The organism is Ancylobacter sp. IITR112, assembly GCF_041415945.1.
Taxonomy (GTDB): Bacteria; Pseudomonadota; Alphaproteobacteria; order Rhizobiales; family Xanthobacteraceae; genus Ancylobacter.
Map to the genome: position 1 here is coordinate 2,183,605 of NZ_JBGCUS010000001.1, position 16,578 is coordinate 2,200,182.

Here is a 16,578-nt window from a genome sequence, read left to right on the forward strand (position 1 = left end):
CCGAACACCAGCCGCGTCGCGTCAGGCGCCTCTCGCTCGCCGGAGGCGATTCGACCGCGAGGCCTGGGTCCGGCCGCCTTTTTGCTACACGGTTAATCAGAGGTTTCGGAGCGTGGTAAACAGGGCGTTAACGATAACTGAAATCGCCCCGTTAACCCCCGTTCCATTTCTTACGGTCAAGAGCGTAGGATAAAGCTGCGGGGAACTGGCGTTCCTCTCGTCAAGTGCGGAGCCTCTCCCACTGACGGGAATGCCACAACTCCGCGAAACCCCGGGCCGACGGCGCGAGCCGGTCGGAGTAGAGTACGGACCGGAGGCAGGCGCCGATGTCGACGAACACGAAGAAGATTGAGCAGGATCCCGCCGAGGCCGCGCTCTCGGCCATTGAGGAGGCGCTCAGTCTCGACCATGCGCCCAATGACGGCTTTGCCGCCTCGGGGCAGGACGACTTCGAGCTCCCCCCGGCCCGCGAGCCGGAGGGGCCGCGGATCGAGACCCGCGCCGGCGCCGCCGGCGACACGGGATCCTCGCGCTTTCTCGATGAGATCGACCTGTTCGGCGACACCGCCGAGCCGGAGGAATTTGACGCTTCATCGCTCGGCGATGATGATTTCTCCCTGTCTGACCCCGATCTTTCCGACACCGCCGAGCTCGACCGCGCCAGCGAGCCGAATTTCGATTTTACCGCCAGCAGCGAAAGCAGCGTGAGCCCGGCCCCCGCCCTTGCGGCGGCCGCAGGCGCGGCTGCCGCGGGCGCGACGGCGGCATTGCCGCGCGGCGACACGCGGTCTGGGCCGGACGCCACGGATTCGCCGGCTGCGGCACCCAAGGGGCGCCGCGCCGCCAATGACGACCGCGAAAGCATCGGCCAGCTCCTGGCTTCGCTGCAGCGGCGCCCGTCCTCGACCCCCTACATCGTCGCCACAATCGCCTCGCTCGGCTGGCTCGTCGTCGCCGGCGTGCTGCTGCAGACGCAGTTCGGCGCTCTCGGCGGCGACGCCTCCGCGCTGTTGAATGCCCCCGGCTTCCTCGCCGGCGTAGCGGCAACGCTCGTGCCGCCGATTTTCTTTGTCGTGCTGGCCGCCATGGTTCGGCGCATGCAGGAAATGCGGATCGTCGCCTATTCCATGGCGCAGGTCGCCATCCGGCTCGCCGAGCCGGCCAAAGCGCCGGCCCCAGCTCCTGCCCCTGCGGCGACGCCGATCGTCGCGACGGCGGCGAGCCTCGCCGCGATCCAGATGCCGGAGGGCGTCTCGCCCGATACGCTTGCCCAGTATGCCGGGCTTGAACAGGCGGTCACCCGCGCCAGCGAGGCGGAAGCCTTCGTGCGCGGCGAAGTGGCGGCGCTGGCGCAGGCCTATGACGACAATAACCGCAAGATGCATCAGTTGATCGAGCGCCTGCAGCTCGAGCGCGATGCCATCCTGACACAGACCGAACATGTGCGAGAAACCCTCGCCGCCTCGCAATTCACCTTCGCCGAGGAAGTTGGCAACGTCAGCGACCGCATCAACGAAACCGTGACGTTGGCCGCCGACCGGGTGGCTCACACGCTGTCGGATCGTGGCGAACACATCACCCTCGCGCTCGGCCGCGTCGGCGACACGATCATCGAGGCTCTGTCCGACAAGGGCGGCGACCTGATCGACCGGCTGCAGGCCACCGGGTCGGAGGTCAACACCAACCTGTCCGATTCCAGCGAGCACCTGCTGTCGTCTCTGGCCGCCAAGAGCGACGAGATCGGCAACCGGCTGTCCGGCGTCACCACGCAGTTGACCGAGACGCTCAGCACGCGGACCGATGAGATCAGCCGCCAGCTCTCGGGAGCCACCGACAACCTCTCCAAGACGCTCACCGCGCGCTCCGACGAAATCGGGCTGCGGCTGGCCGGCATTGCCGAGAACCTCACCGACACGCTCGCGACCCGCACGGACGCGATCAGCCGCCAGCTTGCGGGGGTCACGGAAAACCTTTCCGACACGCTGTCGATCCGCACCGACGAGATCAGCCGCCAGCTTACCGGCGTCACCGAGAACCTGTCGGACACGCTCGCCGCGCGCACCGACGAGATCGGCGACCGGCTGCTGCGCACCGCCGCCGAGCTGTCGCATGTCGTCAATCTGCGAACCGAGGAACTCGGCGACAAGCTGTCCGCGACGACCATCAACCTCACCAGCACGCTCACGGCCCGTTCGGACGAGATCACCGATGCTCTGGTGAGCACCGGAACGCGGCTCGCCGATGAGATCGCCATTCGGGCCAGTCAGGTCAATCAGACGCTCAAGACCACCGGCGACGCGCTCGTGCTCGACCTTTCCGTGCGCGGCGGCGAAGTCGTGCGCAAGCTGGAAGAAACCGGCAACCGCGTGGCCGACACCATCACTGTGCGCGGCGACGATCTCGCCGACCGCATCGCCGATACCGGCAACCGCATCTACGACGCCGTCGCCGTGCGTGGCGCCGAGCTGGAGCGGCTGCTGGGCGAAACCGGCCAGCGCGTCGTCCACCAGCTTTCGCAGGCCGGCACCGGCATTCACGACGCCCTCGCCGAGGCCGCCGGCCGCGTCTCGCAGGATATCGACTATCGCGGGCAGGCGCTCACCCAGCAGCTCGCCCATGTCGGCGCGGAAGCGGCGCAGGCCCTTGCCGATAACGGCGCCCGGGTAACCGAGCAGTTCCGCGAAGCGGCCGACTACCTCGCCTCCGACCTCACCACGCGCAGCGAGAACATGCGCGACCATCTGGAACAGCAGTTCCGCAACATCGAGGACCTCGTCAGCGTGCGGGGTGGCGAGATCGCCGACCGCATCTCGGTCGACACCTCGACGCTGGGCCGGCAGATCGTCGACGGCCTGCGCGATTTCGACACGGTGCTCAACACCAATGGGGGGCAGTTGGTCCAGCGGATTTCCGACCGGGTCTCCGCCGTCACCCGCGCCATCGACACCAACCTCTCGGGATTTGACGACCAGGTCTCCACCAAGGCCGAACAGGTGGCCGCCGCGCTCGACCAGCGCATCGCCAACATTGAAAGCGTGCTCGACCGCGGCGTGGAAGGGCTGAACGCGACGCTGGGCAGCCGCACCGTCGAGTTCGCCCACACCCTGTCGGAAGGCGCCCGCGAGGCCAATGACGCGATGAGCCAGTCGCTCGGCATGCTCAGCGGCTTCTTCGACGAGCGCGCCAGCACCATCGCCGATCAGCTCTCGCAGCATATCGACCAGGCCGATCGCACCCTTGCCGCGCGCGCCCAGGACATCGCCACCTCGCTCGACGAGCGGGTTGGCCGCTTCGAGGCCACCGTCATCAGCCGGCTCGACAATGTGGCCACCTCGGTCGAGGTGCGCGGGGCGGCGATGGCCGACCTGCTGGGTCAGCGCATCGGCGCCGTCGCCGGCCAGCTTCGCAGCGAGGCGTCGGAGATCGAGACCAGCCTCACCTCGCTGGTCGACAATGTCAGCCGCACCCTGACCGACCGGGCGGGCGAGGTGACGACGCTGTTCGATTCGCGCACCGACGAGATCGCCCGCATCGTCGAGGAGCGCGGCAACGGCCTGCTCACGGCGCTGGAAGACCGCAGCATCTCCATAACCAGCGAGATCGCCCGCGCCAGCACCGAACTGCTCTCCGCGATCGACGATCACCGCCAGAATCTGGTGACGGCGCTCGACACCACCCGCAACGGCGCCGTCTCCGACATCATGCGCGCCAGCGACGAGTTGCTGAACACGCTGGAGGCCCGTTCCGACGCCATCATCTCGGCGTTCGACACCGCGACGACCGGCCGCGCCGATCAGCTTATGCAGATCAGCGGCGATGTCGTCTCCTCGCTGCAGCAGATCACCGGCGATGTCGCAGCCTCGCTGCAGGCCGCGGGCGGCGAGGTCACCGCCTCGCTGCAGTCGGTCGGCAGTGACGTCAACGGCCAGCTCAAGATGATCACCGGCGAGGTGTCGACCTCGCTGCGCCAGATCGGCGGTCAGGTCACACAGGAGATCGCCACCGCCGGCGACGCGCTGCTCAGCGAATTCGACGGCCGCGGCGCCCAGCTCGTGGAAAGCGCCCGCCAGGCTGCCGCCCTGGCCACCAGCGAGTTCTCCCGCCTCGTCGACGAGTTCGACGGCCGGGGCAACCAGTTGGTGGAAAGCGTCCGTCAGGCCACTGGCGGCGCCGCCGAGGAATTCGCCCGGCTCGTCGACGAATTCGGCGGCCAGGGTGCCCAGCTCACCGACAGCGCCCGCCGGGTCACCACCGTGGCGTCCGAGGAGTTCGCCCGGCTGGCCGAGGAGTTCGCAGCGTCGCTCGAAGGCCGCGGCAGCGGCCTGATCGAGGCGATCGGCGCCAGCGGCCGCTCGGCTGTGGCGGAAATCGCCGCCACCAACCAGGCGCTGCAGGGCGATGTCACTGGCCTGCTTGAGCGACTGGGTGATGTGAATGTCCAGTTGCAGGATGTGCTGGCCAGTTCCGCGACCAATCTCGCCGATACCGAGAAGACCATCAGCGAGCGGCTTGAGGCGTTCCGCAGCACGGTGGCCAATGTCGAAGAGGCCAGCGCCGTTGCCTCCTCGCGCATGGACGAGCACATCCGCGCGCTGCGCTCCGTGTCGACCGACGTGCTCAAGGATGTCGCCCGGCTCAGCCACTCCTTCAGTGAGCAGGCGACGCTCATCACCAACGTCGCCAATGCCCTCGGCAGCGCGCATGAGAACCTCGACGACACGCTGGGCGGCCGGCATGAGGCGCTGCTGGCCCTCGCCGAGCAGGTCAGCGGCCGCACCGCCGAACTCGACGAGCGGCTGTCCCAGTACACCAGCACGCTCGAGAGCACCTTCGGCCGCGCCGAAGAGCGGGTGGGCGCCATCTCCAAGGCGATCCTGGCGGCCGCCAGCAGCTCGACCGAAGCGATCATGCGCCAGCAGCAGGAAGTCCGCGAGGCGACCGAGTCCGAGCGCGAGCGCACCCTCGCCTCGCTGCACGAGACCTATGAACAGGCCGTGCGCGAGGTCGAGACGCTGATGCGCCAGGCCAATCAGGGCTTCTCCGGCACCGCCCAGTCGCTGCGCGCCTCCGTGCTCGACATTCAACGCCTGCTGGAGACCACCCGCGAGGAACTCAAGCGCGGCATCATGGAACTGCCGGAGGAAACCGAGGCCAATGCCTCGGCCATGCGCCGGACCGTCGCCGAGCAGATCAAGGCTCTAGCCGAGCTGAACGAGATCGTCTCGCGCCACGGCCGCACCCTGGATGTCGAGAGCGGCCCGCGTTCGCGCCCGGCGGCTCCGCTGCCGGGCCCCGCGCCGCAGCCCGCCGCGCCGGCGCCTGCCGCGAGGGCGCCGCTGGCCCGTCCTCAGGCGCCGTCACCGCGCCCTGAGCCGGCCGCGCGCCCGGAGGCGCCGGCTTATTTCGAGGCGCCGCGCGGCAACGGCACTACGGCCCCCACGCCGCCGCGCCGCGCCAACCCCACCGTCCCCTCGCCGGAACGCGGCGGCGGATCGGACAAGGGGGGATGGCTGTCTGAACTGCTGGCGCGCGCTTCCGATGGCGAATCCGCTGCGCCGGTCGGGCCGATGCCCCGCAGCGTTCCGGCGACCCCGCCGCGCAATTTCGACCCGCGGCAGGGCCAGCCCGAGCGGCCGGTGCACCACACCATCGAGTCGCTCGACTCGCTGTCGGTGGACATTGCCCGAATGATCGACCACGAGGCCGCGGTGGATCTTTGGGAGCGCTACAAGAAGGGTGAGCGCAACGTCTTCACCCGCCGCCTCTACACGATGCAGGGCCAGCAGACCTTCGAGGAAATCCGCCGCAAGTACCGGCGCGACCTCGAGTTCCGCGACACGGTCGACCGTTATATCGCCGAGTTCGAGCGTCTTCTGGAGCAGGTCTCGCGCGACGAGCGCGGGCAGGAACTGACGAAGACGTACCTCACCTCCGACACGGGCAAGGTCTACACGCTGCTCGCCCACGCCGCCGGCCGCTTCGACTGACGCGGCCTGGCAGACGGAACAGACGAAGGCCCCCGCCCCGGCGGGGGCTTTTTTGTTGGGGGGGACCGTGGGGCGAGACGCATGGGGAGCCGGGCGCAGACCGCCGGCGAGGTCGTGCCTCCCCTGCCCTCGGACAGCGGCACGAAGCAAGGACGCCCACCGCCACAGTGCGGTGGCTGTGACACGCGCGCGGCGCGCCCGGCGATACGCTCCGGCAGGGCGCGAGTTGGCGATCATCGCCGGACCTGACGGGTTCACGACCGCACCCGTCGAGTCAGCCCGCGCCTCGATCATCTCCCTATTTCACCGAAGCAGTGAAATGGGGACATGATCCAATTCGTTGTTTTCGCGTGTTCTTCACGCGAACCGGTATCGACTTCGCTCGAGAGCACGCTATGGGCGGCAAGGGGCCGTACCGTACGAGGGACAAGCCCGCACCACGATCCGCCACCGCCTCAAGTCCCCGCCGGCAAAGAAAAACCCCGCCGCTCCGGAGAGCGGCGGGGTGGGTTCAGCGTCGGCCGGTGCGAAGCCGGACCGCGCCTCAGTGCGGCGCGGGAGCCGGCGTCTCAGCCTTGCGGGCGCGGCGGCGCTCGCCGAAGCCGGCAATCCAGCGGCAGACCACATAGAAGGTCGGGGTGAACAGCAGGCCGAAGAAGGTCACGCCGATCATGCCGGAGAACACCGCCGTGCCCAGCGCCTGTCGCAGCTCCGCGCCGGCCCCGGTGGCGATGACAAGGGGCACCACACCGAAGATGAAGGCCAGAGAGGTCATGATGATCGGCCGCAGGCGCAGCTTGGCCGCTTCGGTGGCGGCGACGAAGCGGTTTTCACCGCGATCTTCCAACTGCTTGGCGAATTCGACAATCAGAATGGCGTTCTTCGCCGCCAGGCCGATGAGGACGATGAAGCCGACCTGGCTGAGGATGTTGTTGTCCTGCCCGCGTATCTGGATGCCGACCACCGCCGCGATAAGACACATCGGCACGATGAGGATTACCGCCAGCGGCAGTGTGAGGCTCTCATACTGCGCCGCCAGCACCAGGAACACGAACACCACGCCCAGCGCGAACGCGAAGATGGCGGTGTTGCCCGCCCGCACCTGCTGATAGGCGAGTGTCGTCCATTCATAGGCGAAGCCGTCGGGCAGTACCTGCGCGGCGATTTCCTGCATCTTCTGGATCGCCTGCCCCTGCGAGGTGCCGGGCATGGTGTCGCCGTCGAGTTCCGCCGCCGGGTAGAGATTGTAGCGCGGCACGCGGTAGGGGCCGGAAATATCCTTCACCGTGGTGAAGGAGCCCAGCGGCACCAGTTGTCCCTCCGCATTTTTCACCCGGAGCCGCAACAGATCGTCCGATGTCAGGCGATAGGGCGCGTCGGCCTGCGCCTGCACACGGTAGGTGCGGCCGAACAGGTTGAAGTCGTTGACATAGGACGAGCCGATATAGGTCTGCAGCGTCGAGAACACATCGGCGATATTGACGCCGAGAAGCTGCGCCTTGGTGCGGTCGATATCGAGGAAGAGCTGCGGCGTCGAGGTCTCGAACAGCGAATAGACCTGCTTGAGGCCGGGCGTCTGGTTGGCCGCGCCCATCATGGCGTAGACCGCGCCCTGCAGCGCCTGGTAGCCGCGCCCGCCGCGATCCTCGATCATCATCCGATAGCCGCCGGCATTGCCGATGCCCGAAACGGGCGGCGGCATGACGACGATCATCTGCGCCTCCTGAACCGAGGCGAGCTTGCCGAACAGCGTGCCCTGCAGCGCGGCTGCCGACTGGCCGGGATGCTCGGCGCGCTCAGCGGCGGGGCCGAGGATGACAAACATGGCGCCGGCATTGGGGGCGTTGGTGAAGGTCGCGCCGGAGAAGCCGACGATATTCACCACATGCGCCACGCCCGGCGTCGCCAGCACTTCCTTGGCGGCCTTGGTCATCACCTCATTGGTGCGCGAGAGCGCCGCGCCGCCGGGAAGCTGCGCCGCGACGATGAGATAGCCGCGGTCCTGCGCCGGGATGAAGCCCTGCGGCGTGGTGCGGAAAAGCTGGAAACCGCCGGCGAGGATGGCGGCATAGACCAGCAGCACCACCACAGCGATGCGCACCAGCTTGCTGGTGAGCCAGCCATAGCCGCCCGACACCGCGTCGAAGCCCTTGTTGAAATAGTAGAAAAAGCCGGTGAAGGGCCGCGCGTACCAGGCCGGCTTGTGGTCCGGACCCTTATGCGGCTTCAGCAGCAGCGCGCACATCGCCGGGGAGAGCGTCAGCGACACCAGCAGCGAGATCAGCGTCGAGCCGGCAATGGTGAGCGCGAACTGGCGGTAGAACTCGCCGGAGATACCGGTAATGAAGGCCGAGGGAATGAACACCGAGGCCAGCACCAGCGAGATCGCCACGAGCGCCCCGCCCACCTCGTCCATCGTCTTGTAGGCGGCATCGCGCGGTGAGAGCCCCGTGGAGATGTTATGCTCCACGCTCTCCACCACGACGATGGCGTCGTCCACCACAATGCCGATGGCGAGCACGAGTCCGAACAGCGACAGATTGTTCAGCGAGAAGCCGAACAGGCTCATGATGAAGAAGGTGCCGATCAGCGAGACCGGAATGGCGAGAATGGGAATGATCGCCGCCCGCCAGCTCTGCAGGAACAGCACCACCACGATCACCACCAGCACGATGGCTTCCATGATGGTGTGTTCCACCGCGCGCACCGATTCGGCGATGAACTGGGTGGGGTTATAGGCGGTGGAATAGGTCACGCCGGCCGGGAATCCCTTGGCGATGTCCTTCATCGCCGCCTCGATCGCCTCGCCGGTGGCGAGCGCGTTGGAGCCGGGCAACTGGAAAATGCCGAGCGCAACCGAAGGCTTGGAATCGAAATAGGAGATCGAGGAATTGTCCTGCGCCTCGATGTCGATCCGCGCCACGTCGCGCAGCCGCACCACCGCGTTGCCGGTTTCGCGCACGACGATATTGCCGAACTCCTCCGGCGTGGAGAGACGGCCGAGCGTGCGCACGGCGACCTGGAAGCCCATCTGGTTCGGCACCGGCGGGGCATTGAGCACGCCGGAGGCGACCTGCAGATTCTGCGCCTGCAGCGCCGCCGTCACATCGCCCGCCGTCAGGTTGAGCGACTGGAGCTTCAGCGGGTCCAGCCACACCTGCATCGCATAGTCGCGCGAGCCGAACACGGTGATCGAGCCGACGCCCGGCACGCGCTGTAACTGGTCCTTGATCTGCAGATTGGCGTAGTTGGAGATGAACAGCGAGTCGCGGGAATCATCCGGCGAGAACAGGCTGACCACCATCAGAATGTCCGGTGAGGACTTGGCGACGGTGACGCCGATCTGCTGCACGTCCTGCGGCAGGCGCGGTGTCGCGGTGGCGACGCGATTCTGCACCTGCACCTGGGCGATATCGAGATCGGTGCCGATGTCGAAGGTCACAGCGATCGAAAAGCGGCCATCGGCGGTGGAGTTGGAGGAGATGTAGAGCATCCCCTCGACGCCATTGATCTGCTGCTCGATCGGCGCGACCACCGTGTCGGCCACCGTTTCCGCGCTGGCGCCGGGATATTGGCCGCTGACATTCACCACCGGCGGGGCGATATCGGGATATTGCGCCACGGGTAGCGAAACGAAGGCGACCGCGCCGAGGATCATCACCACGATGGAGACCACCGAGGCGAAGATCGGGCGGTCGATGAAGAAATGTGAAAATCGCATGGGACCGCTCCGCGCTCAGTTGGCGGTGGTCGTCGTGGAAGCCTTGCCGTCCGCCGCCGCTCCCGCGCCGGCCGGCGGCGCCGCCGGGGCCTCCATCTTGCCCACCACCTGCGCGCCGGGGCGAATGCGCATCAGCCCGTTGACGACGACGAGATCGTCCTTCGAGAGGCCGCTATTGATGACGCGCTGGCCGTCATAGGCGCGGCCGAGCGTGACATACTTCATCTGCGGCGCCTGCGGCTTGTCGCCAGGCTGCATGACATAGACGAATTTGCGGGTCTGCTCCGTGCCGATGGCCACATCCGGCACCAGCACCGCCTCGTGCGGGGCGGAAGAGGGAATCTGGATACGACCGAACATGCCCGGGGTGAAGGCGCCGTTCGGATTGGCAAAGGTGGCGCGGCCGCGGATGGTGCCGGTATCCTCGCTGATGCGGTTGTCGACGAAGTCGAGCGTGCCCTCATGCGGGAAGCCCTTCTCGTCGATCAGCCCGAGCTTGACCGGGATCGACAGCCCCTTGCCGCCCAGCTCCTTCGCCATGCGCTGGTAGCGCAGATAGGACGCCTCGTCATAGGTGAACTCGAAATAGATCGGGTCCAGCGAGACAATGGTGGCAAGCAGCGTGTTGGTGTTGGTGCCGCCCGAGCCACCGGTGACGAGATTGCCGACCGACACTTTGCGGTCGCCGATACGACCGGTGACGGGTGCCTTCAGATCGGTGAAATCGAGATCGAGCTGCGCCGCCTGCAGCGCCGCCTTTGCCGCCGCCACGCTGGCGCGCGCCGTGCGCTCGCTTTGCAGACGCTGGTCATAGGCCTGTTTGGAGATGGCGTTGGAGCTCTTGTCGTCGATCAGCGTCTGCGCGCGCTGCAGGTCGGAAGTGGCGAAATCGAGATCGGCCTGGGCGCGCTCGAGATTGGCCTCGGCCTGGTCATGCGCCACCTGGAACGGCCGTTTGTCGATGGTGAACAGCAGGTCGCCCTGCTTGACCAACTGGCCGTCGGTGAACGCCACCTTCTCGAGATAACCGGAAACACGCGCATACACATTCACCAGATCCACCGCGGCGAAGCGTCCGACATATTCGTCGTAATCGGTGATGCTGCGCGTGGTGGGATGGGCGACCGTCACGGTAGGCGGCGGAGGTGCGCCCGCCTGCTGCCCCTGATTCTGCTCGGAGCAGCCCGCCAGCGCCACAGCGGCCAGGGAGAGCGCAACGAGGGAAAGACGCGGCAGCGCGGTGATCATGGACATCTCCGGGAAAGGCTCATCGGGCATGTCGGGACAATGTCCCTTTGGGGTCGCAAGCCATGGGCTACCCCGCCCGGAACCCATGACGCGCTGCGACGTACCACAATTTTGCTGCACCGCGTAAGCAATAAAACGTAAACGGTTGTCGCGATCAGCGGCGAGCGCGCAGCAGCCCGACGAGATAGCGGCGCCCGAACAGCGCCAGAGCCAGTACCGCATAAACGAGCCCGCCCGCCACGACGCAAAGGGCGAGAAGCGCCTCGTCGCGGCCATGGGGAAGCAGGCCGACCCCGCGCGGCGCGAGGTAGGCAGTGGCGACCAGAGTAGCGGCGAGCGCGACGAAGATCAGCCCCAGCCGGGGGACGGCCCGGAGCAATTGGGCATCGCCGCATTCATAGCCGCGCCAGCGCGCCAGCAGGGCGAGCACGATCACGGTGATCCAGCCCCCGACCGAGGTGGCGAAGGCCAGTCCCACCTGGGCCAGCGAGCCCATCAGCAGCACCTTGAGGCCGATATTGACCACCGCCGCTCCCAGCGTCGCCAGCACCGGGGTACGGGTATCGCCGCGAGCATAGAAGGGCGACATGAAGGCGCGCACCACGACGAAAGGCGCCAGCCCAATGCCATAGGCCGCCAGCGTGGCGCCCGCCTCGCGGGCGGCCTCCGGGGTAAAGGCGCCGCGCATGAACAGCCCGCGCATGATGACCTCCGGGATGGTCAGCGCTGCGGCGAGGAAGGGCAGAACCAGCAGCAGCGTCAGTTCGATGGCACGCGACTGGGCGAAGCGCGCGCCGTCGAAATCCTCCGCCGCGATGCGCCGCGACATTTCCGGCAGCAGCACGATGCCCGCGGCAATGCCGACAACGCCGATCGGCAACTGGTTGATGCGGTCGGCATAAAACAGCGCCGCCACCGCCCCCTCCGGCAGGAAGGAGGCGATGATGGTGTCGGCGAAGATCGCCAGTTGCACGCCGGCCGAGCCGATAATCGCCGGGCCGAGGGCGATGAGGAAGGCGCGGGTCTCCGGATCGAGCCGCGGCCGGCCGAAGCGCAGACCGAGACCGTGGCGTTCGGCATCGAACACCAGCAGACCGAGCTGGAGGAAACCGGAGATCAGTACTCCCCAGGCCGCGGCATGGCCGGCGGTGGGAAACAGGCCGGCGACGCTGAGCGTGCCGACCATGGCGACATTGAGCAGGATGGACGCCGCCGCCGCCGCCCAGAAACGGTCATTGGCGTTGAGCACGCCGCCGACCAGCGTCACCACCGCGATGAGGCCGAGATAGGGGAAGGTAATGCGGGTGAAATCGACCGTGAGGGCGAATCGGCCGGGATCATCGGACAGGCCGGGCGCGAGCGTCGCCACCACCCAGTCGGTGGCGAGCAGGGCGATGGCAAGGATGGCCAATTGCACCAGCACCACGCCGGTGAGGATGCCGTCGGCGAAGCGGCGCGCCTTGGCGTCGCCCTCCACCGTCTTCACCCGGGCATAGGCGGGGATGAAGGCGGTGTTGAAGGCGCCCTCGGCGAAGATGGAGCGGAAATGATTGGGCAGGCGGAAAGCGATGTAGAAGGCATCCGCCAGCGGGCCGGCGCCGAGCACCGCCGCCATGACGATGTCACGCACAAAACCGGTCAGCCGCGAGAGAAGCGTCCAGCCGCCGACCGTGAAGATGCTGCGTATCATGGGAGCCGACGGGTTAGAGGCTGCCGGAATCGGAGGGCGGGCGGAAAGCTAGCCTCCCCTTCCCCGCCCGGCCAGCCCCTGCCGTGTCTCAGGCGCCGAGCGCGCGGCGGACCGCCGCGATCACGCGCTCCTGCGCCGCCTCGTCGAGATAGGGATGCATCGGCAGGCTGATCACCTCGCCGGCCAGCTTCTCGCACACCGGGAGGCCGTTGCCGGCGGCGGGATAGGCGGCATAGGCCGGCTGGCGGTGCATCGGGATGCGGTAATAGACGGCGGTGGGCACGCCTTCCTTCTGCAGCGCCGCGGCGAGACCGTCGCGCCCGCCCTGCGGCAGCCGGATCGTGTACTGCGCCCACACGGAGGTGGCGCGCGGATCCACCGCCGGCACCACGCAGACATCGGCCAGAGCGGCATTGTAGCGCTCGGCGACGGCCTGCCGGGCGGCAATCTCGTCCTCGAAGATCGACAGCTTTTCCAGCAGCACCGCAGCCTGGATGGTGTCGAGCCGCCCGGTCATGCCGAGGCGGACATTCTCGTATTTGTCGACGCCCTGGCCGTGCTCGCGCACGCTCTTGAGTACCGGCAGCAATTCGTCGTCATCGGTCAGCACCGCACCGCCGTCGCCATAGCAGCCGAGCGGCTTGGCCGGGAAGAAACTGGTGGCGGTGGCGTCGCCGAAGGAACCGGTGCGCCGCCCGTTCCAGGTTGCGCCGAAGCCCTGCGCGGTATCGCACAGCACTTTCAGACCATGCGCCCTGGCGATCGCTTCGATGGCATCCATGTCGGCGGGCTGGCCAAACAGATCGACCGGCACCACGACTTTCGGGGTCAGCCCCTTCTGCCTGGCAACCGCGATGGCGGCCTCCAGGCTGGCGGGGTCCATGTTGAAGGTGTCTTCGAGAATATCGACGAAGACCGGTGTGGCACCGACCCACGGCACCACCTCGGCGGTGGCGCAGAAGGTGAAGGCTGGGCAGAACACCGCGTCGCCGGCCGTGACGCCCCAGGCCATCAGGATCATTGCCAGCGCGTCCGTGCCGCTGGAGCAAGCCACCGCATGCTTGGCGCCGGCGAAGCGGGCGAGTTGCTGCTCGAACTCGGTGACCTCCGGGCCATTGATGAAACGGCAATGCGCCAGCACCCGCGCCACCGCATCGTCAATGCGGCTGCCGAGCCGCGCGCGCTGGGCGGCGATGTCGATGAAGGGGATCGGCGCCAGCTCGGTCTTCACATGCGAGTTCATCAGTGTTCCTCTCAGGCCACGCCAGCGCGCAACGGAAGGCGCGGGGCGGACACGGGATCGGTGGGCGCGGGCTCCAGCGCTTCGAGGCAGCGCATGGCCACAGCGATGGCGGCCACGCCGTCCTCGCCGGTCACCGCCGGTGCCGACCCGCGCACGGCGTCGAGGAATCGCAGCAATTCGAGCCGCAGCGGCTCGGCATAGGCGACGGGCAGATGGCGCATGGAATAGCTGCCATCCGGCTTGTAATCGAAATATTCAGTCACCTGCCGGGTGAGCAGATCGCCGATCACGTATTTCTTGCGCGTGGCGACATGCACGGTGCGCGCCTTGAACGGCGTCAGCCAATTGGTGTTGATGTGCGCCAGCACGCCATTGGCGGTGCGGAACTGCAGCAGCGCGATGTCCTCGCGCTCGGCCACCGCCGCCTTCACCTGCGGCTGCACCTCGGTGATGTGCGAGCCGGTGAAATGGCAGATCAGGTCGATGTCATGCACGGCGAGGTCGATCACCACGCCGACATTCGACATGCGTGGCGGAAACGGGCCGACGCGGGTAATGCCGATGGAGAGAATTTCCTCATCGCGGATGGCGTTCTTCACCGCCTCCACCGCCGGGTTGAACCGCTCGACATGGCCGACCACAAGGGCGACGCCCTTCGCCCGGGCGGCGGCGACGATGGCCTGGGCCTCGGCGACGGTGGGCGCGATCGGCTTCTCGACCAGCACATGCATGCCGGCCTCGATGGCCCGCAGCGAAACCTCGTGGTGCAGATGGGTGGGAGCGGCAATGACCAGCGCCTCGGCACCATTCGCCACGAGCTCCTCAAGGCTGGCAAAGGCACGGCACCCAAGAAGTGCGGCCACTTTCTCGCGCTGCCCCGCATCGGGATCGGCAACGCCGACCATCTCGGTGCCGGGCAGGTCGATCAGCACGCGGGCATGGTTGTAACCCATGATGCCGACGCCGACGACGCCGACGCGAACGGGCTTAGAAGCCCCGCTCGGGTCCTTCACCATTCGGGAACATCCTTCCGTCTGACTTTCGTGCCGGGGGTCTAACACGCGCCCCGAAGCGTGGCGAGGGACGCCGAATCGTAAAGCCGCGCCGAGGGCTTCACTAATTGCTTCAAGCTATTACCGACCGCCTCACTCGGGAGAGCCCGCCTCGGCCTCCACCGCGTCGCCGGCCTCCTCCGTCGCAGGGCCCGCGGCCGCCGCCACGGCGCCCGTGTCGATGAAGCTCTTATAGACGAAGGCGCGCTTGCCATCGACGACGATCTCGCACCATTGCTGGCAGGTAACCAGTTCCACCTGCTTACCCCCCGGAAGATTGCCGATCGCCGCCGCGCCCTTTTTCGGCGCGGCCCGCATGGTCACGGCGCGGCGGGTGACCGCCGTGCCGACCGGATCGCCGCCGAAGCCCGGCGGCAGCGGTTCGGCAGCGGCAGGAATGGCGGCGGGAGCCGAGCCGGCGGCAGACGCCGTATCGGCGGCCGGCGCGGGCGGCGTGGCGGCGGCCACCTCGCGCAAGGGCGCGCGGGCCGGCGGCAGCGGGGCCGATTCGGGCAGGGCCGCGCGCGGGGGGGGCGGCGCCTCCGGCGCGGGGTTCGCGACGGCTTCACCCGCTGCGGGGACACCTTCTACGGCATCGGGGATCGCCGCGGCGGACGGCGCCACGGGATCGGGCGCGGCGAAAGCGGTCACGCCGGAGGCCGGCGTCGCCGGCTCGGACGCCGAGCTGCTCCGCCCGGACGCATTCAGCAGGATCGGCGGCAGATTGTCTGCGGCGGTGCCATGGGCCAGCACCGATGGCGTGGGCGATGATGGCACCGAAGCCTGGATTGCGGCGCCGGACAGTTCCAGCGGCTTCAGCGCGACGGCCGACGGCGTCTCGGCCTGCGTGGAGGGCGCGACGCTCGCCACCGCCGCATTGCCGATTACCTCCGGCGCGACCTTCGCCTCCTCGCGCGCCGCCAGCGACTGCAGCAGCACTGCGCCGCCGCCGACCACCGCCATGAACACCGCCAGCAGGCCGAGGCGCTGCCAGGTGATGATGTCCTTGGACGCACTGCGTTTGCGCCGCGCCTCCGATTCGCCGGGCTGGCGCGCCGCGCTGCCGAAGCTGCGCCGGCGGGCCGCCTGCGGCGACGAATCGGCGCGTGTCGGCGCCATCGGCTCGGCCCGCGACGCCGGCCGGGCGGCCAGCACATCGCTCATATCGCCGAGTGCCGCGATGCGGCTGCGGACATCCCCGAAGGAGTGCAGATCGTCATCGGCCGCAGGCGCGGCGGCGGAGGCCGCGCCGCCCGGCTCGCCGCCCTCTCGGCCGGCCTTTTCCTGCTCAAGCGAACTGACGATGGTGCGGAAGTCGGAAATAAGCGAGGTGGAGAGCCCGTTTCCGCGCGTCTGCTGCGATGTCGTTGCCATGGCGCGGGAACTCTACGCTACGAGTAAAAACCGGGGGAACATGGAAACGGCGAGAGGAGCGCCTGCACGGTGCCGAGGCCGGCAGTGCGCGGTGACACTGACGGCCAGCTCTGGGACGCGGCGCTGACCACTTCGCATGCGTTCTTCCGTTCCATTCGGGCCGGCGCCCGAAGGCCCGCGACCGAGTTCCGTAAACCGCCTTCGTATGCGACGGGTGACAACTTACCGGCATATTGCATCTTGATGCAAGAATGTCACATGCC

At 67.9% G+C, this 16,578-nt stretch carries 7 protein-coding genes; 1 reads left to right on the forward strand and 6 read right to left on the reverse strand.

From position 1 onward, the window contains the following. The first annotated feature begins 326 nt into the window (after positions 1-326). Positions 327-5,987, forward strand: coding sequence for an apolipoprotein acyltransferase (locus AAC979_RS10455; RefSeq protein ID WP_371346761.1), 5,661 nt, complete (start codon positions 327-329; stop codon positions 5,985-5,987). A 544-nt stretch (positions 5,988-6,531) separates the two neighbouring features. Here the strand turns inward: AAC979_RS10455 and AAC979_RS10460 are convergent. From AAC979_RS10460 to AAC979_RS10485, 6 genes are all read right to left on the reverse strand, one after another. After that, complete coding sequence (locus AAC979_RS10460) at positions 6,532-9,708, reverse strand: efflux RND transporter permease subunit (protein ID WP_371346762.1); 3,177 nt, start codon at positions 9,706-9,708, stop codon at positions 6,532-6,534. A gap of 15 nt (positions 9,709-9,723) precedes the next feature. Then, positions 9,724-10,956 (reverse strand): efflux RND transporter periplasmic adaptor subunit, encoded by a 1,233-nt coding sequence (locus AAC979_RS10465; protein ID WP_371346763.1) that lies wholly within the window; start codon positions 10,954-10,956, stop codon positions 9,724-9,726. Between the two features lie 154 nt (positions 10,957-11,110). Then, a complete protein-coding gene (murJ, locus tag AAC979_RS10470) occupies positions 11,111-12,646 on the reverse strand; it encodes a murein biosynthesis integral membrane protein MurJ (protein ID WP_371346764.1) in 1,536 nt (511 codons plus the stop codon). A gap of 88 nt (positions 12,647-12,734) precedes the next feature. Continuing rightward, entirely contained in the window at positions 12,735-13,889 is a 1,155-nt protein-coding gene (locus AAC979_RS10475; protein WP_371346765.1) for a DegT/DnrJ/EryC1/StrS family aminotransferase, read from the reverse strand. A gap of 11 nt (positions 13,890-13,900) precedes the next feature. Further along, a complete protein-coding gene (locus AAC979_RS10480; protein ID WP_371346766.1) occupies positions 13,901-14,905 on the reverse strand; it encodes a Gfo/Idh/MocA family oxidoreductase in 1,005 nt (334 codons plus the stop codon). A 129-nt stretch (positions 14,906-15,034) separates the two neighbouring features. Continuing rightward, a complete protein-coding gene (locus AAC979_RS10485) occupies positions 15,035-16,315 on the reverse strand; it encodes an SH3 domain-containing protein (RefSeq protein WP_371346767.1) in 1,281 nt (426 codons plus the stop codon). Positions 16,316-16,578 lie beyond the last annotated feature (263 nt).

Bases quoted from the DNA above. Each gene is read 5' to 3' on its own strand.
- AAC979_RS10455 (WP_371346761.1), top strand. From the start codon at position 327: ATGTCGACGAACACGAAGAAGATTGAGCAGGATCCCGCCGAGGCCGCG.
- AAC979_RS10460 (WP_371346762.1), bottom strand. From the start codon at position 9,708: ATGCGATTTTCACATTTCTTCATCGACCGCCCGATCTTCGCCTCGGTG.
- AAC979_RS10465 (WP_371346763.1), bottom strand. From the start codon at position 10,956: ATGATCACCGCGCTGCCGCGTCTTTCCCTCGTTGCGCTCTCCCTGGCC.
- murJ (WP_371346764.1), bottom strand. From the start codon at position 12,646: ATGATACGCAGCATCTTCACGGTCGGCGGCTGGACGCTTCTCTCGCGG.
- AAC979_RS10475 (WP_371346765.1), bottom strand. From the start codon at position 13,889: ATGAACTCGCATGTGAAGACCGAGCTGGCGCCGATCCCCTTCATCGAC.
- AAC979_RS10480 (WP_371346766.1), bottom strand. From the start codon at position 14,905: ATGGTGAAGGACCCGAGCGGGGCTTCTAAGCCCGTTCGCGTCGGCGTC.
- AAC979_RS10485 (WP_371346767.1), bottom strand. From the start codon at position 16,315: ATGGCAACGACATCGCAGCAGACGCGCGGAAACGGGCTCTCCACCTCG.